This window comes from Kitasatospora sp. NPDC004615 (assembly GCF_042873545.1).
Taxonomy (GTDB): Bacteria; Actinomycetota; Actinomycetes; order Streptomycetales; family Streptomycetaceae; genus Kitasatospora.
The window spans coordinates 457,434-477,201 of record NZ_JBIALQ010000006.1 but is presented as its reverse complement, the minus strand read 5'-3'; the positions used below and the strand labels follow the sequence as shown (position 1 = coordinate 477,201).

Below are 19,768 nucleotides of genomic sequence, written 5' to 3'. Positions count from 1 at the left end.
CGGTGGGGGTTCTGGCATATTTCTCCGGCACCGGCCCGGCGCCCTGTTATGTTGACCGGGTGCACGTGGCGATCGACCCTCTCTCCTCCACGCCGCCCTACGAGCAGGTGCGCTCGCAGATCGCGGCCCAGGCCCGTACGGGTGAACTCCCGACCGGTCTGAAGCTCCCCACCGTCCGCGCGCTGGCCGAGCAACTCGGCCTGGCCGCCAACACGGTGGCCCGCGCCTACCGCGAACTCGAGGCGGACGGCGTGGTCGAGACCCGCGGCCGGGCCGGCACCACCATCGCCCCCACCGGCGACACCTCGCACCGCCTGGCGGCCGACGCCGCCGCCGAGTACGCCGCCCGCACCGCCCGCCTCGGCCTCACCCGCGACGAGGCGCTGGCCGCCGTCCTGACCGCGCTGGACGCCGTCCACCGCTGACGGGCACAACGAGGTCCGCCCGGCAGGAGCCTGTGCTCCTGCCGGGCGGACCTCGCTGCGGTGCCGCTACCGCCCCGCGGCCGGGGCGCTGAGGTCGGGGACGGGTGCGGTGTTCGTCCCGCCCGCCGGCTCCGCCGTGTTCACCGGCTTGCCGAGGGCGCTGTGCTTGACCCACTCGTCCCAGTCCACGTTCCAGTCGCCGAAGCCGTTGCCGAACGGCTCCATCTCGTGGCCCATGCTGTTGACCACCTGTACGAGGTCGCCGACCCGGGTGTTGTCGAAGAACCACTTCGCGTCGTCGGTGCTCATGCCGGTGCAGCCGTGGCTGACGTTCTCCCGGCCCTGCGCCCAGGTCGACCAGGGCGCCGCGTGGACGTACTCACCGCTCCAGGTGACCCGGGTCGCCCACTTCACGTCCAGATCGTAGGACTCGCTGCTGCCGTTCGGTATGCCTATGGTCTCGCCGCTCATCCGGACGTCGGCCTCCTGTCCGAGCACGACCTTGACGCCGTTGCGGGTGTCGAAGCCCGGCTTGCCGGTGGTGACCGGGATGGTCCTGACCACCTCGCCGTTGCGCTTGTACGTCAGCTCGTCGCTGTCCGCGTCGATGACCGCCTCGATCCGGTCGCCGGTCCGCAGCGCCAGACTCTTCTCCTCGCCGCCGTAGATGCCGTCGGCTATCCGGATGCCGGGCAGGTCGTAGGCGAGCTTGACGGTGGTGTTGGACGGCCAGTAGTCCTCCGGGCGGAAGTGCAGGTTCTGGTCGTCCACCCAGTACCAGGCGCCGGTCACGGCGGGCTGCGAGGTGACGGTCAGACCGCGTTCTATCTGCTGCCGGGCCGCCGGGTCGGTGACCTTCTCGGACAGCGTCACGGTGAGCGGCTGGCCGACGCCGTAGACGCCGCTGCCGGAGCTGTCGGGGCCGAGTTCGGCGCTGACGACGTGCTCCGCGGGCGTGGTGGTGAAGGTGGAGTCCGCCTCGCCGTGGCCACCCTTGCCGTCCTCGGCGGTCACCTTGACGGTGTATCCGGCGCCGGCCCGGAGCGGATCGGTGGTCTCCCAGTGCTGCTGGTCGGCGGAGAGCTGTCCGGCGACGGGCTTTCCGTCGGGGCCGGTGACGGTGATCTCGCCGAGCTTGGCGGCGCCCTCCGTGGTGATGCTGAACGCCTTCGCAGGGTCGGCCTTCTCCCCGGCGGCCGACGTGTGGATCAGCGGTGCCACGTCGATCTGGTGGGGCGAGTGCTTCGCGGACGAGCCGCTGGTGGAACAGGCCGCGGCCGGTGTGATCATCAGCAGGGCGACCAGCGTGGTCCGGGTACTGACTATCCGAGAGCCCTTCAACGGAACCTCCCAGGTTGGAACCTGCCTCGAAGCGTAGGAAGGCGTCACCCCGGCGGCACTCCGGGTAACCCGCGCGGGGGAATTTCAGGAAGGGCGCCCCAACGCCGGCGGGCCGGGCACTCCCCGAGGGGAGTACCCGGCCCGCCGTACGGCTTGCTCGATCCGGAACCCTTACTGGTTCTGGTTCTCGCCGCGGTAGAACTCGAAGACCCAGCCGAACAGGCCGATCAGGATGACCGGGATCGACCAGAACAGCAGCCACCAGCCGAAGATGACGCCCAGGAAGGCCAGCGCGCCACCGAGGGCCAGGGAGAGCGGCTGCCAGCTGTGCGGGGCGAAGAAGCCCAGCTCGCCGGCGTCGTCCGAGACCTCGGCCTCGGGGTTGTCACCCGCACCGGTGTCCACCCGCTTGGCGGTGAACGCCAGGTAGAAGCCGATGAAGGCGCACAGGCCGAAGGCCAGGAACAGCGCGGTCGTACCGGCGGCCTCCAGGCCGTGGTCCGACTTGGTCGTCCACACGAAGTACGTGATGGCGATGGCCAGCGTGAAGACGGCCAGACCCGCGAAGATCTTTCCCTGTTCCTTCATCGGGCGTCACTCTCCTTGCCCTTGCCCAGGGACGGGCGGTCGTACTGCGCGGGCGTGACACCCTCGAAGTGCTTCGCCGTCTCGCCGTGGTTCTCGAGGTAGTCCAGCGCGGCGATCTCCGGGTGGTGCAGGTCGAACGCCGGGGATTCCGAGCGGACACGCGGCAGCGTGGTGAAGTTGTGCCGCGGCGGCGGGCAGGAGGTCGCCCACTCCAGCGAACGGCCGTAGCCCCACGGGTCGTCGGTGGTGACCTTCTCGCCGTACTTGGCGGTCTTCCACACGTTGTAGAGGAACGGCAGCATCGACAGGCCGAGCAGGAACGAGCCGACGGTCGACACCGTGTTCAGCGTGGTGAAGCCGTCCGAGGCCAGGTAGTCGGCGTAGCGACGGGGCATGCCCTCCGCGCCGAGCCAGTGCTGGACCAGGAAGGTGGTGTGGAAGCCGAAGAACAGCGTCCAGAAGGTGATCTTGCCGAGGCGCTCGTCCAGCATCTTGCCGGTCATCTTCGGCCACCAGAAGTGGAAGCCGGCGAACATCGCGAAGACGACGGTGCCGAACACCACGTAGTGGAAGTGCGCGACGACGAAGTACGAGTCCGAGACGTGGAAGTCGATCGGCGGGGAGGCGAGCAGCACACCCGTCAGACCACCGAACAGGAAGGTGACCAGGAAGCCGACCGTCCAGAGCATCGGGGTCTCGAAGCTCAGCGAGCCCTTCCACATGGTGCCGACCCAGTTGAAGAACTTCACACCGGTCGGGACCGCGATCAGGAAGGTCATGAACGAGAAGAACGGCAACAGAACCTGGCCGGTCACGTACATGTGGTGCGCCCACACCGTCACCGAGAGGCCGGCGATGGCGATGGTCGCGGCGATCAGGCCGGAGTAGCCGAACATCGGCTTGCGGCTGAAGACCGGAATGATCTCCGAGACGATGCCGAAGAACGGCAGCGCGATGATGTAGACCTCGGGGTGACCGAAGAACCAGAACAGGTGCTGCCACAGCATGGCGCCACCGTTGGTCGGGTCGAAGACATGTGCCCCGAACTTGCGGTCCGCCTCCAGGGCGAACAGCGCGGCGGCCAGCACCGGGAAGGCCAGCAGGATCAGCACGGCGGTCAGCAGGGTGTTCCAGACGAAGATCGACATCCGGAACATCGTCATGCCGGGGGCGCGCATGCAGATGATGGTGGTGATGAAGTTGACCGCACCGAGGATGGTGCCGAAGCCGGAGAAGGCCAGGCCCATGATCCACATGTCGGCGCCGATGCCCGGCGAGCGGACGGCGTCCGACAGCGGCGAGTAGGCGAACCAGCCGAAGTCGGCGGCACCCTGCGGGGTCAGGAAGCCCGCCACCGCGATGATCGAGCCGAACAGGTACAGCCAGTAGGCGAACATGTTCAGACGCGGGAACGCGACGTCGGGGGCGCCGATCTGGAGCGGCATGATCCAGTTGGCGAAGCCCGAGAACAGCGGGGTGGCGAACATCAGCAGCATGATCGTGCCATGCATGGTGAACGCCTGATTGAACTGCTCGTTCGACAGGATCTGGGTACCCGGCCGGGCGAGCTCGGCGCGCATGATCAGGGCGAGCACGCCACCGATCAGAAAGAACGCGAACGAGGTCAGCAGGTACAGGCTGCCGATCGTCTTGTGGTCAGTGGTGGTGAGCCACTTGATGATCGTGTTGCCCGGCTTGCGCACACGCGGAGTCCCCGAGGTGACTGCCCCGGCTCCCCCAGCTGCCGCGGCGGGCTCGTTGAGGATGGTCACTTCACTTCACTACTTCCCGTGGGGAGGATGCCTGCGGGAACCGCGCCGGCCTGGCCCTTGTCGCGGAGTTCCTTCAGGTGCGCCTCGTACGCGTCGTGCGAGACGACCTTCACGTTGAAGAGCATCCGCGAGTGGTCGACACCACAGAGCTCGGCGCACTTGCCGCGGTAGGTGCCGTACGCCGTCGGGGTCACCTCGAACTCGTTGACCACACCCGGGACGACGTCCATCTTCATCAAGAAGTTGACGGGCCAGAAGTCGTGGATGACGTCGTTGGAGGTCAGCTTGAACTTCACCGACTCGTTGATCGGCAGGTAGAGGGTCGGAGCCTCCTTGGTGCTGCCGACCTCGTACGCCGCCGTGGTGCTCGACGGGTCAGGGATCTCGCTGTTCTCGTAGTTGAACGCCCAACTCCACTGGAAGCCCACCACGTTGATGGTGTGCTGGGGCTTCTCGGAGACCTTCGTCAGGGTGGACTCGTCGCGCGCGACGAAGTAGAACAGCACCGAGACGATGACGAGGGGGACCGCGGTGTACAGCGCCTCGATGGGCACGTTGTACCGGGTCTGAGCAGGGACCTCCACCTTGGTGCGGCTGCGCCGGTGGAAGATCACGCTCCAGAGGATCAGACCCCACATCAATGCACCAACAACCAGAGCCGCGATCCACGAGCCCTGCCACATGTGAAGGACCAGCGGGCCTTCCTTGGTGACGGGACTGGGGAGGCCAAGCCTGGGCAGGTCGTTGGCCGAGCAGCCGGTGGCGGTCGCGATGACGAGGCCCAGTGCCAGCGCCTGAGGCAGCTTCCGCCGCATCGTGCGCCGCGGCGAGCGGTCGGAGCCGTTGGGACTCACGTAGCGCCTTCCCGAAGTCTCGCCCGCGAACGCACCACCCTCAGGAGTCCTTGTCTGGTCTCCCCGGCGGTCCGGCCACGGGCACGGTTTGAATGCTTATGCGGGCCAAACGCTACTCCATCCTTATGCGGCACTCACGGGCAGCCCCCGCTAACGCGCCGCCCGGCTACCCGATCAGCCCCCGAGGGGTGAAGCGCCCCGGAAGGGCGGACGGAGTCGCAGGTCATGGCGGACTTCTGAGCCTCCCACGACCGAACGGGCGACCGCACTGCGACACGCGGGTGACGGGCCGTCGGCTCCCTCGGAAGCCGGGAGGAATCCCCCCGTAAGGGGCGTCGTCTACGGTGGCCCCGTGCCCTACTTCGACGCCGCTTCCACCGCTCCGCCGCACCCCGTCGCCCGGCAGGCGCTGCTCGCCGCCCTCGACGAAGGCTGGGCCGACCCGGCCCGGCTGCACCGCTCCGGCCGGCAGGCCCGCATGCTGCTCGACGCCGCCCGGGAGACCGTCGCCGAGGTCCTCGGCGCCCGGGCCGACGAGATCGTCTTCACCGCATCCGGCACCCAGGCCGTCCAGTTGGGCATCCTCGGGACCCTGCGCGGCAACCGCCGTCGCGGCGCCCACCTGGTGCACTCCGCGGTCGAGCACTCCGCCGTGCTGCACACCGCCGAACGCTGGGAGGCCGACAGCGGCAGCGCCACTGCCGTCCCGGTCGACCGTCACGGCCGCGTCGACGCCGCCGAGTTCGCCGCCGCGCTGCGGCCGGACACCGCGCTGGCCGTCCTGCAGTCCGCCAACCACGAGGTCGGCACCCTGCAGCCGGTCGCCGAGACCGCCGCACTCAGCGGGGACGTCCCGCTGCTGGTGGACGCCGCGCAGAGCGCCGGCCGGCTGCCGGTGCCCGCCGGCTGGTCGGTGCTGACGGCCAGCGCCCACAAGTGGGGCGGCCCGGCCGGCGTCGGGGTGCTGGCCGTCCGCAAGGGCGTCCGGTACGTCTCGCCGCTGCCCGCCGACGACCGGGAGAACGGCCGGGTGCCGGGCTACGTCAACGTCCCCGCGATCGTGGCCGCCGCCGCGTCGCTGCGGGCGGTCCGGGCCGAGGCCGAGGCCGAGAACGCCCGGCTGCGCGCCCTGGTCGAACTGATCCGGCACCGGGTCCCGCAGCTGATCCCCGAGGTCGAGGTGGTCGGCCACCCCGAACTCCGCCTCCCCCACCTGGTCACCTTCTCCTGCCTGTACGTGGACGGCGAGGTGCTGCTCGGCGAACTCGACAGGGCCGGCTTCGCCGTCAACTCCGGCTCCTCCTGCACCTCGAGCACGCTGACGCCCAGCCACGTCCTGGCCGCGATGGGCGTCCTCACCGAAGGCAACGTCCGCGTCTCGCTCCCGCCCGGCACCGCCACCGCGGACGTGGAGCACTTCCTCGACGTACTCCCCCGCGTCGTCGCCGACATCCGCGCCCCGCTCGGCCTGGACCTCCCCGCCCCGGCCACCACCAGCGACGCGCTGGTCCTCGACACCCTCGGCAAGCGCTGCCCGCTGCCGATCATCGAACTCGCCAAGCGCATCCCCGCCGTCGCCCCCGGCGGCCGCATCGCCGTCCTCTCCGACGACGAAGCGGCCCGCCACGACATCCCCGCCTGGTGCGACATGTGTGGCCACACCTACGAGGGCGAAACCCCGGCCACCGAATACGGTGCCGACCACGGCACCGCATACCTGGTGGTCAAAGCGACGGAGGCATAAAAAGGGGCTCGGGGAACGGCGAGGCCATGACTGCTGGCGGTCGGAGCCCATCGGGAGGTCGTGCTGCGTCGGGTCAAAGACAGGAACCCGAAACAACCCGACGCTCTACGCCCCGTTGCTCACCAGCAGTCTCGGCCCCGCCGTTCCCCGGGCCCCTGAAAGACAGACTTACAGGTTGCCGCGGATCTCGGCCGCCGCGTCCGCCCCGTAGGCCGCCTCGAAGCGCTCCAAGAAGTGGCCGCCGCGCAGCTCGTACTCCTGGGTGCCGACGGTCTCGATGACCAGGGTCGCCAGCATGCAGCCGACCTGCGCGGCGCGCTCGAGGCCGAGGCCCCAGGAGAGGCCCGCGAGGAAGCCGGCCCGGAAGCCGTCGCCGACGCCGGTGGGGTCGGCCTTGCGCTCCTCGGCGGCGCAGCCGACCACAATGTCGGGCTCGCCCTCGCGCTGGATGCGGACGCCCTTCGGGCCGAGGGTGGTGACCCGGGTGCCGACGCGGCTCAGGATCTCGTCCGAGGACCAGCCGGTCTTGGACTCGATCAGCGCAGCTTCGTACTCGTTCGTGAACAGGTAGGCCGCGCCGTTGACGATCTCCCGGATGTCGTCGCCCTCGAGGCGGGCGAGCTGCTGGGAGGGGTCGGCGGCGAAGGCGTAGCCGCGGGTGCGGCACTCCTGGGTGTGCCGCACCATCGCGGCGGGGTCGTCCGCGCCGATCAGGACCAGGTCGAGGCCGCCGACCCGGTCGGCGATCGGCTTGAGCTCGATGTTGCGGGCCTCGGCCATCGCGCCGGTGTAGAAGGACGCGATCTGGTTGTGGTCCTGGTCGGTGGTGCACATGAACCGGGCGGTGTGCCGGGTCTCGGAGATGTGCACGGACTCGGTGTCGACGCCGTGGCGGTCGAGCCAGCTGCGGTACTCGGTGAAGTCCGCGCCGGCCGCGCCGACCAGGATCGGGTGCAGGCCGAGGACGCCCATGCCGAAGGCGATGTTCGGGCCGACGCCGCCGCGCCGGATGTCCAGGGTGTCGACCAGGAACGACAGGGACACCGTGTGCAGCTGTTCGGGGACCAGCTGGTCGGAGAAGCGTCCGGGGAAGGTCGTCAGGTGGTCGGTGGCGATCGAGCCGGCGACGGCGATGCGCACGGGGTTCTCCTCGGGCTGCCCGGCGGTGGCCGGAGCGGCGGACATCAACTCACCTAAGGTACCCGCCCGATCCGGTACTACCCATGGGTAGGCCTGTTGCGGGTGGCCGGAGCGTCCTAGGGTCGCGAGTACGGGGGCCGGACGCGGCCCCCGTCCAGTCCGCGGTGCCGTGGCCGCGGCGCGGCGATCGGAGCTGGTTCCGCATGGTGATCGATCACTCCCCCCGCCAGCTGTTCACCGGCGCGTACGACGTCGATGCCGAGTCGCTGGCCGATCTGCTGGACTCCTCGCGCCGGCTGGGCCGGTTCTGGCCGGCCACCGGTCCGGGTCCGGTGCGGTCGGTGCCGACGGTGTTGGGCGTCGAGGTACCGGTGGAGGCCCGCCGGGTGGTGGCGGGGATGCCGGAGTTCGGCGAGTAGCGGGAACCGGTTTCCTCCCGGGCACGTCAAAGCGACGCGGTGCCGCTCCAGCGGCGCCGCGTGACCCCCGGGAGGAACGCAGATCATGGACGACAGGACCGCAGCCGTCTCCGCCAAGCCCTCGCACGCGCGCCGGACCGTCCTGGCGCTGGCCGCCGCGTCCCTCGCCGCCGGGCTGCTGACCGCGTGCGGCAGTTCCGGCACCCCGGCGATCGCGACCGGATCCGGCCCGGCCGCGGCCACCGACGCGACTCCCGGCCCGGGCACCGCGGCCCCGGACTCGCCGTCCGCCACCCCGTCCGCCGGTACCGGCAGCAGCCCGCAGTCCTCGCCGACCAGCCCGGGGATCGCCGTCGGCGAGCACCCGCCGACCGCGGTGAAGATCCCTGTGACGGGTTACCGGCAGGACAGCCCCACCCAGTTGACGGTGTTCTACACCGCCGGGGTGTGCGACAAGTACGGGGTGCGTCTGGAGGAGGACGCCCCGCCGACCGTGAAGCTGCGGATCGTGGTCACCAAGACCGCCGAGCCCGGCAAGGCCTGCCCGCAGCTGATGAAGGAGCAGGAGGCGACGGTCACCCTGCCCCGGCCGATGAACGGCGGCGGCGTGGTGGACACCGCGACCGGCGACCAGGTGCCGCCGCAGACCGGCGGGGTGGGAGCCGGCGGCCCGCGCTGACCCCGGAAAGCCCCGAGGGCGGCCCCCCTGGTGGGGAGCCGCCCTCGTCGTTCGCGCCGTAATAGGGCTTAGCTGAACGAGTCGCCGCAGGCGCAGGAGCCGGTGGCGTTCGGGTTGTCGATGGTGAAGCCCTGCTTCTCGATGGTGTCGACGAAGTCGACGGTGGCGCCGCCCAGGTACGGGGCGCTCATCCGGTCGGTGACGACCTTGACACCGTTGAAGTCCTTGACGACGTCGCCGTCCAGCGAACGCTCGTCGAAGAACAGCTGGTAACGCAGGCCCGAGCAGCCGCCGGGCTGCACGGCGACGCGCAGAGCGAGGTCCTCGCGGCCCTCCTGCTCCAGCAGGCCCTTGACCTTGGCCGCGGCGGCATCGGTGAGGAGGATGCCACTCTCGACGGTGGTCTCGTCCTGGACGGTCATGCTTACTCCCGGTCTGTGACGACTGTGATCCGCCAGTGCCAACCAGCGGCCTCCCGGATTCATTTCCGGAAGGTGGTGCGTTCGGGGGACATTTTTCGTCGCCCACTCCCCCACGTATCCCATGCTCGCACACCGGGCGGGGGCGGTCACCGGTCGCTCGGCCAAACCGCTACCGCCCGCACGGCGGGCACAGCAGGATGTGACGGTGATCATTCGTCAGCTGAGAGACACCGCCGAGGACGCCGAAGCAGTGAACCGGGTCTCCCGGGCGGCGTTCCGCGACCTGGACGGCCGGCCGGCGGACGCCGAGCCGGAGCCGGCGGACGCGCCGTCCCGGATCCGCCGGCTCGCGCGTTCGCGGCACCTGGCCGTCACCGACCCGCAGGGGTGCTGGATCGCCGAGCAGGACGGTGAGCCGGTGGGGGCGGCGCTGTCGCTGCGCCGTGAGGGCGTGTGGGTGCTGGCGCTGTTCGTGGTGCTGCCGTCCGCGCAGGGGCAGGGCGTGGGGCGGCTGCTGCTGGAACGGGCCGCCGCGTACGGGCGGGGCTGTCTGCGCGGGATGCTGTGCGCCTCGCCGTCGCCCGCGGCCGCGCGCCGCTACCGGGCGGCCGGGTTCACGCTGCACCCGACGATGCGGCTGACCGGCCGGGTGGACCGGGAGCGGCTGCTGGACCCGGGGGACATTCCGGTGCACGCGGGCAACGCCTCGCACCTGCACCTGCTGGACTCGGTGGACCGGCGGCTGCGGGGCGCGGCGCACGGCCCGGACCACGCGTTCATGCTGGCGCACTTCGAGGAGCTGCTGATCGCGGACACCCTGGCCGGCACCGGCTACTGCTACCGGGACGGCGGCACCGTCCAGCTGGTGGCCGCCACCTCGAAGCGGATCGCCGCCCGGCTGCTGCGGGAGGCACTGGCCCGGGTGCCGGAGGGCACCGACGCGGACGTGGAGTTCCTGACCGCCGAGCAGGAGTGGGCGGTGGACGTGGGCCTGGACCTGGGGCTGTCGCTGACCACCCGCGGCTACCTGGCGGTCCGCGGGATGCGCCCACCGGCCCCGTACATCCCGAACGGCGGCTACCTGTAGCCGCCGTTCGGTCCGCCGACCGGTCAGCGCATGGTGTCGAGGATCTCCTGGACCATCTCCATGGTGGTGCCGGGGTGCAGGAAGGCGAACCGGGCGACCGTCTCGCCGTCCCAGCCGGTGGGGGTGACGAAGCCGATCTGGTCGGCGAGCAGCTGCCGGGACCAGCGGTAGTAGTCGTCGTGGGTCCAGCCGGTGCGGCGGAAGCAGACCGCGGACAGCTGCGGGTCGTGGAGCAGTTCGAGGTGCTCGGTGTCGCGGATCAGCTGCGCGGTGTCCTGGGCCAGCCGCAGGCCGGTCTCGATGGCGTCGGTGTATGCCTGGACGCCGTGGACGGCGAGCGAGAACCAGAGCGGGAGGCCGCGGGCGCGCCGGGTGAGGTGGTAGGCGTAGTCGGTGGGGTTCCACTCGTCGCCCTCGGTGTGCAGGACGTCCAGGTAGCCGGCGTCCTGGGTGTGCACGGCGCGGGCCAGGCGCGGGTCGCGGTAGAGCAGCGCGGCGCAGTCGAACGGGGCGAACAGCCACTTGTGCGGGTCGACCACGAAGGAGTCGGCGTGCTCGATGCCGTTGTAGCGCTCGCGCACCGAGGGGGCGAACAGTCCGGCGCCGCCGTACGCGCCGTCCACGTGGAACCAGAGCTCGCGTTCGCGGGCGACCTCGGCGATGCCCTCGAGGTCGTCGATGATGCCTTCGTTGGTGGTGCCGGCGGTGCCGACCACGGCGATGACGGTCTCGGGGTGCGGGTCGGCGTCGAGGGCGGCGCGCAGGGCGGCGCCGGTGAGGCGGCGGTCGACGGCGGGGACGGGGAAGGCCTCGACGCCGATGATGTTGAAGGTGTTCTTGACCGAGGAGTGCACCTGGTCGGCGACGGCAATCCGCAGCCGGGCGTCCGGACCGACGCCCAAGCGGCGGCGGGCGGTGTCGCGGGCGACCACCAGCGCGGACAGGTTGCCGGCCGAGCCGCCGGAGACGAAGACGCCACCGGCGGTGGCGGGCAGGCCGGCCCGGTCGGCTATCAGCCGCAGCACCTGGTTCTCGGCGGCGATCGCGCCGGCCGCCTCCAGCCAGGAGATGCCCTGCAGGGAGGCGCAGGAGACCACCATGTCGAACAGCAGGGCGGCCTTGGTGGGGGCGCACGGGATGAAGGACAGGTAGCGCGGGCTGTCGGCGGAGATGACGGCGCGGGACAGCTCGTGGTCGTACAGCTTGAGCACGTCGGCGGGGTTGTTGCCGTGGTCGTTGAGCAGTCCGGCAAGGACTTCCCGCAGGTGGGCGCCGTCGCCGGGGTGGTCGAGCGGCACGGGGTCGTACTGCAGCCGTTCGCGCATGTAGTCGAAGACCAGCTCGACCAGTTCGGCGTCCGGCTTGTGCATGCGGTCGGGGGCTGCGTACACGGGTGTCCTCTTCGCTGCTGCGGTGCGTGGGGGTCATGATCAGCGTAGGCAGCGGTGCCGGGCGGGCGCGCGTCGGAACGGGGCCGGTCAGGGCCGGTTTCGTGCGTGTTCGAGGGGGGCCGCGCAGGATTCCTGCGTCAGATCAACTGAGAGAGCACGACCGAGGAACGGCTGCGCTGGACGCCGGGCTCCTTGCGGATGCGTTCGATGACGGCTTCCAGGTGGCGGGTGTCGGCGGCCCGCAGGTGGACCAGGGCGTCGGGGTCGCCGGTGACCGTCCAGGCGGCGGCGACCTCGGGGAACTGGCGCAGCGAGGCGAGCAGTTCCTCGGGCGAGGTGCGGGCCCGGCAGTAGACCTCGACGAACGCCTCGGTGCCCCAGCCGAGCAGCGCGGGGTCGAGCACCACGGTGAAGCCGCGGACCACGCCGCGCGCCCGCAGCCGGTCGATGCGGCGGCGGACGGCGGTGGCGGACAGGTTGGTGAGCAGCCCGATCTCGGCGTAGGAGGCGCGGCCGTCGCGGCTGAGGTGCTCGAGCAGCAGGCGGTCGGTGTCGTCGAAACCCGCCTGGCCGAGGTCGGGCGGCCGGTGGGTGCTCATGGCGGGGCTCCACGGGTGGTACGGGTGTGAGGGTTCGAGCCGCGGCCCCCGCACAGGGGCGGACTCTGCGGGCCCATTCTCGCCGACGCCGGGTGTCCGTTCAGTCCACCAGCAGAACGATCTTGCCGCGGGTGCGCCCTTCCGCGTTGAGGGCCTGGGCGGAGGCGGCCTGGCCGAGCGGGAAGGTGGAGGCGACCGGGACGGTGAGCAGCCCGTCGTCGGCGAGCCGGGCGACGGCGGCGAGGTCGTCGGGGTCGGGGCGGGTCCAGATGTAGTGGCCGCCGAGCCCGGTGACCCGGTAATCGACGGAGGAGGCGATCCGGGCCGGGTCCTTGACCAGGGCGGTGGAGACGTCGAGGGCGTCGCCGCCGACCAGGTCGAGCACCGCGTCCACCCCATCGGGGGCGAGGGCGCGGACGCGTTCGGCCAGGCCCTGGCCGTACTCGACGGGTTCGGCGCCGAGGCCGCGCAGGTAGGTGTGGTTGTGCGGCCCGGCGGTGCCGATCACCCGGGCCCCGAGGGCGGTGGCGATCTGGACGGCGAGCGAGCCGACGCCGCCCGCCGCGGCGTGGATCAGCACGCTCTCGCCGCGGCGCAGCCGCAGTGCGTTCACCAGCGCCTGTTGCGCGGTGAGCCCGGCAGTGGGCAGGCCGCCGGCCTCGGCCCAGCCGAGCGCGGCGGGTTTGCGGGCCAGCGTGCGGACGGGGGCGGCGACGAGTTCGGCGTAGGTGCCGTAGCCGATGACGTCCTTTCGGACGTAGCCGATCACCTCGTCCCCGGGCCGGAACTCGGTGACGGCCCCGCCGACCGCCTGCACCACGCCGGCCAGGTCGAAGCCCATGATCAGCGGGAAGCACACGTCGAGGATGCCGTCGAGGTGCCCTTCGCGGATCTTCCAGTCGACGGGGTTGACGCCGACCGCGCGGGTGCGGACGAGTACGGAGTCGGGGCCGACCTTGGGGTCCGGGAGTTCGGTGTACTCGACCACGTCGGGTCCGCCGTAGCGGTTGATCGCGATTGCCTTCATGGGTCCAGCCAACCGGGGGCACGGCAGGTTCTCGCGCGGGAAGCATCCATCCCGGTGAGCGGTTCTCGTCACATCGACAGAATGGCCATCGTCAGGCTGACGAGAACCGGTTATCATAGATAGCGTCAGATAGACGAGAAGGCTGTGTTCGAAAACGATCCGGCCGCATCAGGAGGGCAGCCGCCCGTGACCACCACCACCGAGACCTACGGCGTCGACCCCACCGCCTCGCCGCTCGCCCTGCTGCTGCTCGGCCGGGAGGCCGACCCGAACAGCGAGCGCGGCGTGGAGTGCCCCGGCGATCTGCCCGCCGCCTCCGACCCGGACCTGGTGGCGCGCGCCCGCGCCGCCAAGGAGAAGCTGGGCGACCGGGTCTTCATCCTGGGCCACCACTACCAGCGCGACGAGGTCATCGAGTTCGCCGACGTCACCGGCGACTCCTTCAAGCTGGCCCGGGACGCCGCGGCCCGCCCGGAGGCCGAGTACATCGTCTTCTGCGGCGTGCACTTCATGGCCGAGTCCGCCGACATCCTCACCTCCGAGCGCCAGCAGGTCGTGCTGCCGGACCTCGCCGCGGGCTGCTCGATGGCCGACATGGCCACCGCCGAGCAGGTCGCCGAGTGCTGGGACGTGCTCACCGACGCGGGCATCGCCGACGTCACCGTCCCGGTCTCGTACATGAACTCCTCCGCCGACATCAAGGCCTTCACCGGCAAGCACGGCGGCACCATCTGCACCTCCTCCAACGCCAAGCGGGCGCTGGAGTGGGCGTTCGAGCAGGGAGAGAAGGTGCTGTTCCTGCCGGACCAGCACCTGGGCCGCAACACCGCGGTGCTGGAGATGGGCTTCGCGCTGGAGGACTGCGTCCTCTACAACCCGCACAAGCCGAACGGCGGCCTGACCGCCGAGCAGCTGCGGGACGCGAAGATGATCCTGTGGCGCGGCCACTGCTCGGTGCACGGCCGGTTCAACCTGGACTCGGTCAACGAGGTTCGCGAGCGGATCCCCGGCGTCAACGTCCTGGTGCACCCCGAGTGCCGGCACGAGGTGGTCACCGCCGCCGACCAGGTCGGCTCGACCGAGTACATCATCAAGGCGCTGGACGCCGCCGAGCCCGGCTCCAAGTGGGCCATCGGCACCGAGCTGAACCTGGTCCGCCGCCTGGCCAAGGCGCACCCGGACAAGGAGGTCGTCTTCCTCGACCGCACCGTGTGCTTCTGCTCCACCATGAACCGGATCGACCTGCCGCACCTGGTGTGGGCGCTGGAGTCGCTCGCCGAGGGCCGGGTCCCGAACGTGATCACGGTGGACGCGGAGACCGAGAAGTACGCCAAGGCCGCGCTGGACCGCATGCTGGCCCTGCCGTAACGGTTCGCCGCAAGCCGGCTTCGGGCACGCGAGAGGGCGGGCACCCCCTGGGGGGGTGCCCGCCCTCTCGTCACGAACGGCGCCCGAACTACTCCGGGATGCCCGGGATCAGACCGTCACCCTCGGCACGCAGCAGCTCGCGAACCTGCTCCAGGGACGCCTCGGCGTCCGGCAGGATCAGGTCCGACGGCTCCAACGACTCCGCCGGCACCGGCGTACCGACCTCCCGGACGGCCGCCAGCAGGCTGCCGAGAGCGGCCTTGAAGGCCTCCTCGTCGCCCGCCTCGACGGCCTGAAGCAGATCGTCGTCCAGCTGGTTCAGCCGGTTCAGGTCGCCCTCCGCGACCTCGAACTGCCCCTCACCCAAGACCCGCATGATCATGCTGGTGCGTCTCCCCTGCTCGCGGGCTTACTTGCGGTAGTTGATGGTGGGCGGCGGCGGGGTGTCGTTCTTCCCCTGCTCGATCGCCTGCGGCTGCGAGGCGGGGGTGCCGCCCGTCAGCTCGGCCTTCATCCGGGCCAGCTCCAGCTCGACGTCGCTGCCGCCGGCCACCCGCTCCAGCTCGGCCTCGATGTCGTCCTTGCGGCCGAGGCCGCTGGCGTCGTCGAGCGCGCCGGAGGCCAGCAGCTCGTCGATCGCGCCCGCGCGGGCCTGCATCTGCGCGGTCTTGTCCTCGGCCCGCTGGATCGCCAGGCCGACATCGCCCATCTCCTCCGAGATGCCGGAGAAGGACTCGGCGATCCGGGTCTGCGCCTGGGCGGCGGTGTAGGTGGCCTTGATGGTCTCCTTCTTGGTACGGAAGGCGTCCACCTTGGCCTGGAGGCGCTGGGAGGCGAGCGTGAGCTTCTCCTCCTCGGCCTGCAGGGCCTGGTACTGCGTCTCCAGGTCGGTGATCTGGGACTGCAGGTTGGCCTTGCGGCTGAGCGCCTCGCGCGCCAGGTCCTCACGGCCGAGGGACAGCGCCTTGCGGCCCTGGTCCTCGTACTTGGAGGACTGCTGCTGCAGCTGCGTCAGCTGGAGCTCCAGGCGCTTGCGGGAGGTGGCCACGTCGGCGACGCCCCTGCGCACCTTCTGCAGCAGTTCCAGCTGCTTCTGGTAGGAGTAGTCGAGCGTTTCGCGCGGGTCCTCCGCCCGGTCCAAGGCCTTGTTCGCCTTGGAGCGGAAGATCAGCCCCATACGCTTCATGATTCCGTCGCTCATGGGCCTCGATAGCCCCCTTCTTCGGGCCTGGGTTTGCGTCTCGTGACAGGTCGAGTGTATGCGCGACGGGGTCCCCGGCGCAGTCCACCAGCCAGCAACAATGCTGCTACAGCGAGCGGCCGTTCGGCATCGTCCTCACGATCGATATCGGTTCGCATCCGGGGCCGGGCCGGAAAGCGGCCGGTCAACCCGTACGCTGGGAGTGTGTTTCGACGCCGCTCCGATGACTCCGCCGCCTCCTCGTCCGTCACGTTGACGAAGGAGGAAGAGCGGCTGCCCCGCGACCCGCAGGCCCCGAAGGGCCGGCCCACGCCCAAGCGCAGTGAGGCCGAGGCCCACCGGAAGACCCGGGTCTCCGTTCCCAAGGACCGCAAGGAGGCCGCCAGGCAGGCCCGCGAGCGGATGCGCGCCGAGCGCGAGAAGCAGCGCACCGCGCTGCTCGAGGGTGACGAGCGCGCCCTGCCGGCCCGCGACAAGGGCCCGGTACGGCGCTACGTCCGCGACTTCGTGGACTCCCGCTGGGCCGCGGCCGAGTTCTTCCTGCCGTACGCCGTCGTGGTGCTGGTGCTCAGCATCACCAAGGTGCAGTCCCTGCAGCTGATGTCCACGCTGCTGTTCATGATCTTCTTCGTGGTGGTCATCCTCGACTTCGTCCGGCTCGGCTTCACGCTGCGCAAGGGCCTCGCCGAGCGCTTCCCGAACGACAACACCGGCGGCGCCGTGATGTACGGCCTGATGCGCACCCTGCAGATGCGCCGCCTGCGGCTGCCCAAGCCCATGGTCAAGCGGGGCGAGCGGCCCTGACCGCGGAAGCGGTTCCGCCGTACTGGGCCCCGCCGGCGCAGCAGCCGGTCGGGGCCTTCGGCACGCCGGGCATCCCCGCCCAGCACGGGCTGCCGCGCGGCCGGCACGGCCGGCTGCCCGCCCGCGGCGGGCCGTACCACAGCGGGGCCGGCGAATGGCTGGAGCGGCACGGCGGACTGCACAACCTGGTCCGCCAGGAACTGGTGACCCGTCAGCTCGCCGAACAGCTCACCCGCGGCACCGCGCTGCGAGTGCTGGACGTCGGCTGCGCCGAGGGCACCCAGGCGCTGCGCCTGGCCCGCGCCGGGCACTTCGTCACCGGCATCGACCCGGACCCGGAGATGCTCGCCGTCGTCCACGAGGCGCTGGCCGCCGAACCGCCCGAGGTCCGCGACCGGGTCCAGCTGCTCACCGGCGACGGCCACCAGGTCGGCCGCTGGTTCGGACCGCGCAGCTTCGACCTGGTGCTCTGCCACGGCACCCTGATGTACCTGCCCGACCCGGACCCGATGCTCGCCTCGGTGGCCCGCATCCTGGCCCCCGGCGGGCTGCTCTCCCTGCTGGTCCGCAACGGCGACGCGCTGGCCATGCGGGCCGGGCTGACCGGCGACTGGCGGGCCTGCCAGGAAGCCTTCGACAGCACCCGCTACACCAACCGCCTCGGCCTGCCCGCCCGCGCCGACCGGCTCGCCGAACTCTCCACCACGCTCGCCGAGTTCGCCGTCCCCGTCCGCCACTGGTACGGGGTGCGGGTGTTCACCGACACCATGCCGGACGAGGCCGCCCCGGTGGACGGCCGCCAGCTCGGCCAGCTGCTCGACGCCGAGGAACGGGCCGGCAAGCAGGACCCGTACCGGCACGTCGCGGCGCTGCTGCACGTGGTCGGCGCCAAGTAGCGCGACGGGCGTCAGCCTTCGTGCAGGCTCATCGGGTAGATGTCGCGGCCGTCCTCGACCAGCACCACCCGGTCGACGCCGTCGTCCAGCAGCGTCTTCCACTCCTCGCCGATCCAGGTCTCCGCGTCGCCCTGGCTGGAGAACTCCTCGGCGCCGTCCTGGGCCACCACGGCGCCGTCGCTCTTCTCGTACCGCCAGGTCCACACCATGCCGGGCTCCTCCGGGTCAACGCTGCTGCTGAAGGGTTGCGACAGTAGCGTGCCCAGCTGGGATACGGGCATGCGCCGTCCGGCAGGATGATCGCATGGCACTCCCCCGCACCCTGCTGCTCGGCGGCGCCCGCTCCGGCAAGTCCACCCACGCCGAACAGCTGCTCGCCCCGCATCCCGACGTCCTGTACGTCGCCACCTCCGGCACCCGCGACGGCGACACCGACTGGGCACACCGCGTCGCACTGCACCGCTCCCGCCGACCCGACGGCTGGCGCACCGCGGAGACCTGCGAGCTGGAAGCCGTGCTCGCCGACGACACCGACCCCGCACCGGTACTGATCGACTGCCTGGCGCTGTGGCTGACCGCCGTGATGGACGAGCACGACGCCTGGGACGACGAACGGTGGACGGCCGGCGGCCGGGAGGCCGTCGAAACGCGCTGCGCGGCACTGGCCGCGGCCTGGGCCGCCACCCGGCGAACCGTCGTCGCGGTCTCCAACGAGGTCGGCATGGGCGTCGTCCCCGCCACCGCCTCCGGGCGGCGCTTCCGGGACACCCTCGGACGACTCAACATGGCCGTCGCCGACGCCTCCGAGCAGGTGCTGCTGGTGGTCGCCGGACAGGTGCTGACCATCAAAGCGGTGGCCGTGTAGATTGCCGAGCGATGGACACCACCGTGGATCTCGACACTTTCTCCTCGCTCGTCGAACGGCCTGACGAGAGTGCGCGGCGCGGCGCCGAGGAGCGCTGGCAGCAGTTGGCCATGCCGCGCGGCGGCCTGGGCCGGCTCCAGGAGCTGGCGGCCTGGCTGGCGTCCGCGCAGGGCGAGGCACCGACCCGCCCGCTGCGCAACAGCCGGGTCCTGCTGTTCGCCGCCGACCACGGCGTCGCCTCGCTCGGCATCTCCACCCTCGACGCCCGCGGCGGCACCGCCGACCGGGTCCGCGCCGTGCTCGACGGCACCGCGCCGGTCTCCGTACTGGCCCGCCGCTACGGCGCGGACGTCCGGGTGGTCGACATCGCGGTGGACGCCGACCCCGCCGAGTTCCCCGAAGAGGTCGTCCGCCACCGCGTCCGGCGCGGCTCCGGCCGGATCGACATCGAGAACGCGCTCAGCCTCGACGAAGCCACCCGGGCCTTCCGAGCCGGCATGGCCGTCGCCGACGAAGAGGCCGACGCCGGAACCGACCTGGTCCTGCTCGGCGACCTCGGCGTCGGCTCCACCACCGTCGCCGCCGTCCTGATCGGCGCCCTCTGCGGCACCGACGCCGCCGCCGTCACCGGCCGCGGCTCCGGCATCGACGACCGGGTCTGGATGGTCAAGTGCGCCACCATCCGCGACGCGCTGCGCCGGGCCCGCCCCGTACTCGGCGACCAGCTCGCGCTGCTCGCCGCGACCGGCGGCGCGGACTTCGCGGCGATCACCGGGTTCCTGCTGCAGGCCGCCGTCCGCAAGCTCCCCATCGTCCTCGACGGGGTGGTCACCGCGGCCTGCGCGCTGGTCGCGCAGCGGATCGCCTTCCGCGCCCCCGAGTGGTGGCAGGCCGCCGCGCTCACGGGCGAGCCCGCCCAGGCCAAGGCGTACGACCGCCTCACCCTGACCCCGCTCCAGGACACCGGCGTCACCATGGGCGAGGGCATCTCCGCGGTGCTGGCACTGCCGCTCCTGCAGGCCGCGACCGACACCCTCGCCGAGCCGACGGCCGTCCCGAGCGCGAAGCCGCTGCCGCCGCGGGCACCGGCGAAGCTGCCTACGGCGGCGGAGCTGTTGGGCCGGTACTAGCGCGGGCGGGCGCGAG

The 19,768-nt window shown here is 71.3% G+C and carries 21 protein-coding genes and 1 pseudogene; 10 read left to right on the top strand and 12 right to left on the bottom strand.

Annotation, left to right across the window (positions count from 1 at the left end):
* Positions 1-59: 59 nt before the first annotated feature.
* A complete protein-coding gene (locus ACFYS8_RS23290) occupies positions 60-425 on the top strand; it encodes a GntR family transcriptional regulator (RefSeq protein WP_387643641.1) in 366 nt (121 codons plus the stop codon).
* Between the two features lie 66 nt (positions 426-491).
* Here ACFYS8_RS23290 and ACFYS8_RS23285 read toward each other — a convergent pair whose 3' ends face one another.
* The 4 genes from ACFYS8_RS23285 to coxB all read right to left on the bottom strand — a co-directional run bounded on the left by ACFYS8_RS23285 (position 492) and on the right by coxB (position 4,980).
* A complete protein-coding gene (locus tag ACFYS8_RS23285) occupies positions 492-1,766 on the bottom strand; it encodes an Ig-like domain-containing protein (RefSeq protein WP_387643638.1) in 1,275 nt (424 codons plus the stop codon).
* Positions 1,767-1,937: 171 nt separating this feature from the next.
* Positions 1,938-2,354, bottom strand: coding sequence for a cytochrome c oxidase subunit 4 (locus ACFYS8_RS23280; protein ID WP_387643635.1), 417 nt, complete (start codon positions 2,352-2,354; stop codon positions 1,938-1,940).
* Complete coding sequence (ctaD, locus tag ACFYS8_RS23275) at positions 2,351-4,126, bottom strand: cytochrome c oxidase subunit I (RefSeq protein WP_387643632.1); 1,776 nt, start codon at positions 4,124-4,126, stop codon at positions 2,351-2,353. Before ctaD ends, ACFYS8_RS23280 begins: the two co-directional genes overlap by 4 nt.
* Entirely contained in the window at positions 4,123-4,980 is an 858-nt protein-coding gene (gene coxB, locus ACFYS8_RS23270; RefSeq protein WP_387643629.1) for a cytochrome c oxidase subunit II, read from the bottom strand. Before coxB ends, ctaD begins: the two co-directional genes overlap by 4 nt.
* Positions 4,981-5,332: 352 nt before the next feature.
* Here coxB and ACFYS8_RS23265 point away from each other — a divergent pair, with 352 nt between their 5' ends.
* On the top strand, positions 5,333-6,724 hold the full coding sequence (locus ACFYS8_RS23265) for a cysteine desulfurase/sulfurtransferase TusA family protein (RefSeq protein ID WP_387643627.1): 1,392 nt from the start codon (positions 5,333-5,335) through the stop codon (positions 6,722-6,724).
* A 168-nt stretch (positions 6,725-6,892) separates the two neighbouring features.
* Here the strand turns inward: ACFYS8_RS23265 and ACFYS8_RS23260 are convergent, their stop codons facing one another.
* Positions 6,893-7,864 carry a carbohydrate kinase family protein gene (locus tag ACFYS8_RS23260; protein WP_387643861.1) on the bottom strand — a complete coding sequence of 324 codons (972 nt, stop codon included), beginning with the start codon at positions 7,862-7,864 and terminating at the stop codon, positions 6,893-6,895.
* Between the two features lie 203 nt (positions 7,865-8,067).
* On the opposite strand from ACFYS8_RS23260, the gene ACFYS8_RS23255 reads away from it, so the two are divergent.
* Together ACFYS8_RS23255 and ACFYS8_RS23250 are read left to right on the top strand one after the other, a co-directional pair.
* On the top strand, positions 8,068-8,283 hold the full coding sequence (locus tag ACFYS8_RS23255) for a hypothetical protein (RefSeq protein WP_387643625.1): 216 nt from the start codon (positions 8,068-8,070) through the stop codon (positions 8,281-8,283).
* Positions 8,284-8,368: 85 nt separating this feature from the next.
* The gene (locus ACFYS8_RS23250) at positions 8,369-8,962 is read left to right on the top strand and encodes a hypothetical protein (RefSeq protein WP_387643623.1); all 594 of its coding nucleotides are present in this window, start codon (positions 8,369-8,371) and stop codon (positions 8,960-8,962) included.
* Between the two features lie 68 nt (positions 8,963-9,030).
* On the opposite strand, the gene erpA is transcribed toward ACFYS8_RS23250, so the two are convergent.
* Positions 9,031-9,384: an iron-sulfur cluster insertion protein ErpA gene (gene erpA, locus ACFYS8_RS23245; RefSeq protein ID WP_387643620.1), complete on the bottom strand. Its 354-nt coding sequence runs from the start codon at positions 9,382-9,384 to the stop codon at positions 9,031-9,033.
* Between the two features lie 205 nt (positions 9,385-9,589).
* Between erpA and ACFYS8_RS23240 the strand changes: the two genes are divergently transcribed.
* Positions 9,590-10,471, top strand: coding sequence for a GNAT family N-acetyltransferase (locus ACFYS8_RS23240; RefSeq protein WP_387643617.1), 882 nt, complete (start codon positions 9,590-9,592; stop codon positions 10,469-10,471).
* A gap of 23 nt (positions 10,472-10,494) precedes the next feature.
* On the opposite strand, the gene ACFYS8_RS23235 is transcribed toward ACFYS8_RS23240, so the two are convergent.
* From ACFYS8_RS23235 to ACFYS8_RS23225, 3 genes are all read right to left on the bottom strand, one after another.
* A complete protein-coding gene (locus ACFYS8_RS23235; RefSeq protein ID WP_387643615.1) occupies positions 10,495-11,862 on the bottom strand; it encodes a pyridoxal phosphate-dependent decarboxylase family protein in 1,368 nt (455 codons plus the stop codon).
* Between the two features lie 137 nt (positions 11,863-11,999).
* On the bottom strand, positions 12,000-12,461 hold the full coding sequence (locus tag ACFYS8_RS23230) for an Lrp/AsnC family transcriptional regulator (protein ID WP_387643612.1): 462 nt from the start codon (positions 12,459-12,461) through the stop codon (positions 12,000-12,002).
* A 100-nt stretch (positions 12,462-12,561) separates the two neighbouring features.
* A complete protein-coding gene (locus ACFYS8_RS23225) occupies positions 12,562-13,488 on the bottom strand; it encodes an NADP-dependent oxidoreductase (protein ID WP_387643610.1) in 927 nt (308 codons plus the stop codon).
* A gap of 186 nt (positions 13,489-13,674) precedes the next feature.
* On the opposite strand from ACFYS8_RS23225, the gene nadA reads away from it, so the two are divergent.
* The gene (gene nadA, locus ACFYS8_RS23220; protein WP_387643608.1) at positions 13,675-14,856 is read left to right on the top strand and encodes a quinolinate synthase NadA; all 1,182 of its coding nucleotides are present in this window, start codon (positions 13,675-13,677) and stop codon (positions 14,854-14,856) included.
* A gap of 88 nt (positions 14,857-14,944) precedes the next feature.
* On the opposite strand, the gene ACFYS8_RS23215 is transcribed toward nadA, so the two are convergent.
* Both ACFYS8_RS23215 and ACFYS8_RS23210 read right to left on the bottom strand, forming a co-directional pair.
* Positions 14,945-15,238, bottom strand: coding sequence for a hypothetical protein (locus tag ACFYS8_RS23215; protein ID WP_387643605.1), 294 nt, complete (start codon positions 15,236-15,238; stop codon positions 14,945-14,947).
* Positions 15,239-15,265: 27 nt separating this feature from the next.
* Positions 15,266-16,042 (bottom strand): PspA/IM30 family protein, encoded by a 777-nt coding sequence (locus ACFYS8_RS23210; RefSeq protein WP_387643602.1) that lies wholly within the window; start codon positions 16,040-16,042, stop codon positions 15,266-15,268.
* 219 nt (positions 16,043-16,261) lie between these two features.
* Between ACFYS8_RS23210 and ACFYS8_RS23205 the strand changes: the two genes are divergently transcribed.
* Complete coding sequence (locus tag ACFYS8_RS23205; RefSeq protein WP_387643599.1) at positions 16,262-16,861, top strand: DUF3043 domain-containing protein; 600 nt, start codon at positions 16,262-16,264, stop codon at positions 16,859-16,861.
* A 203-nt stretch (positions 16,862-17,064) separates the two neighbouring features.
* A complete protein-coding gene (locus ACFYS8_RS23200) occupies positions 17,065-17,757 on the top strand; it encodes a class I SAM-dependent methyltransferase (RefSeq protein WP_387643597.1) in 693 nt (230 codons plus the stop codon).
* Between the two features lie 11 nt (positions 17,758-17,768).
* Here the strand turns inward: ACFYS8_RS23200 and ACFYS8_RS23195 are convergent, their stop codons facing one another.
* Positions 17,769-17,966 carry a hypothetical protein gene (locus ACFYS8_RS23195; RefSeq protein ID WP_387643594.1) on the bottom strand — a complete coding sequence of 66 codons (198 nt, stop codon included), beginning with the start codon at positions 17,964-17,966 and terminating at the stop codon, positions 17,769-17,771.
* A gap of 107 nt (positions 17,967-18,073) precedes the next feature.
* Here ACFYS8_RS23195 and cobU point away from each other — a divergent pair.
* Both cobU and ACFYS8_RS23185 read left to right on the top strand, forming a co-directional pair.
* A pseudogene (gene cobU / locus ACFYS8_RS23190) lies at positions 18,074-18,622 on the top strand (bifunctional adenosylcobinamide kinase/adenosylcobinamide-phosphate guanylyltransferase); the annotation flags it as partial.
* Positions 18,623-18,633: 11 nt separating this feature from the next.
* Positions 18,634-19,752 carry a nicotinate-nucleotide--dimethylbenzimidazole phosphoribosyltransferase gene (locus ACFYS8_RS23185; RefSeq protein WP_387643592.1) on the top strand — a complete coding sequence of 373 codons (1,119 nt, stop codon included), beginning with the start codon at positions 18,634-18,636 and terminating at the stop codon, positions 19,750-19,752.
* The last annotated feature ends 16 nt before the right edge of the window (positions 19,753-19,768 follow it).

Excerpts from the sequence above, each read along its gene's own strand:
- ACFYS8_RS23280 (WP_387643635.1), bottom strand. The coding sequence starts at position 2,354 with ATGAAGGAACAGGGAAAGATCTTCGCGGGTCTGGCCGTCTTCACGCTG.
- ACFYS8_RS23255 (WP_387643625.1), top strand. The coding sequence starts at position 8,068 with ATGGTGATCGATCACTCCCCCCGCCAGCTGTTCACCGGCGCGTACGAC.
- ACFYS8_RS23250 (WP_387643623.1), top strand. The coding sequence starts at position 8,369 with ATGGACGACAGGACCGCAGCCGTCTCCGCCAAGCCCTCGCACGCGCGC.
- erpA (WP_387643620.1), bottom strand. The coding sequence starts at position 9,384 with ATGACCGTCCAGGACGAGACCACCGTCGAGAGTGGCATCCTCCTCACC.
- ACFYS8_RS23230 (WP_387643612.1), bottom strand. The coding sequence starts at position 12,461 with ATGAGCACCCACCGGCCGCCCGACCTCGGCCAGGCGGGTTTCGACGAC.
- ACFYS8_RS23225 (WP_387643610.1), bottom strand. The coding sequence starts at position 13,488 with ATGAAGGCAATCGCGATCAACCGCTACGGCGGACCCGACGTGGTCGAG.
- ACFYS8_RS23215 (WP_387643605.1), bottom strand. The coding sequence starts at position 15,238 with ATGATCATGCGGGTCTTGGGTGAGGGGCAGTTCGAGGTCGCGGAGGGC.
- ACFYS8_RS23210 (WP_387643602.1), bottom strand. The coding sequence starts at position 16,042 with ATGAAGCGTATGGGGCTGATCTTCCGCTCCAAGGCGAACAAGGCCTTG.
- ACFYS8_RS23195 (WP_387643594.1), bottom strand. The coding sequence starts at position 17,966 with ATGGTGTGGACCTGGCGGTACGAGAAGAGCGACGGCGCCGTGGTGGCC.
- ACFYS8_RS23185 (WP_387643592.1), top strand. The coding sequence starts at position 18,634 with ATGGACACCACCGTGGATCTCGACACTTTCTCCTCGCTCGTCGAACGG.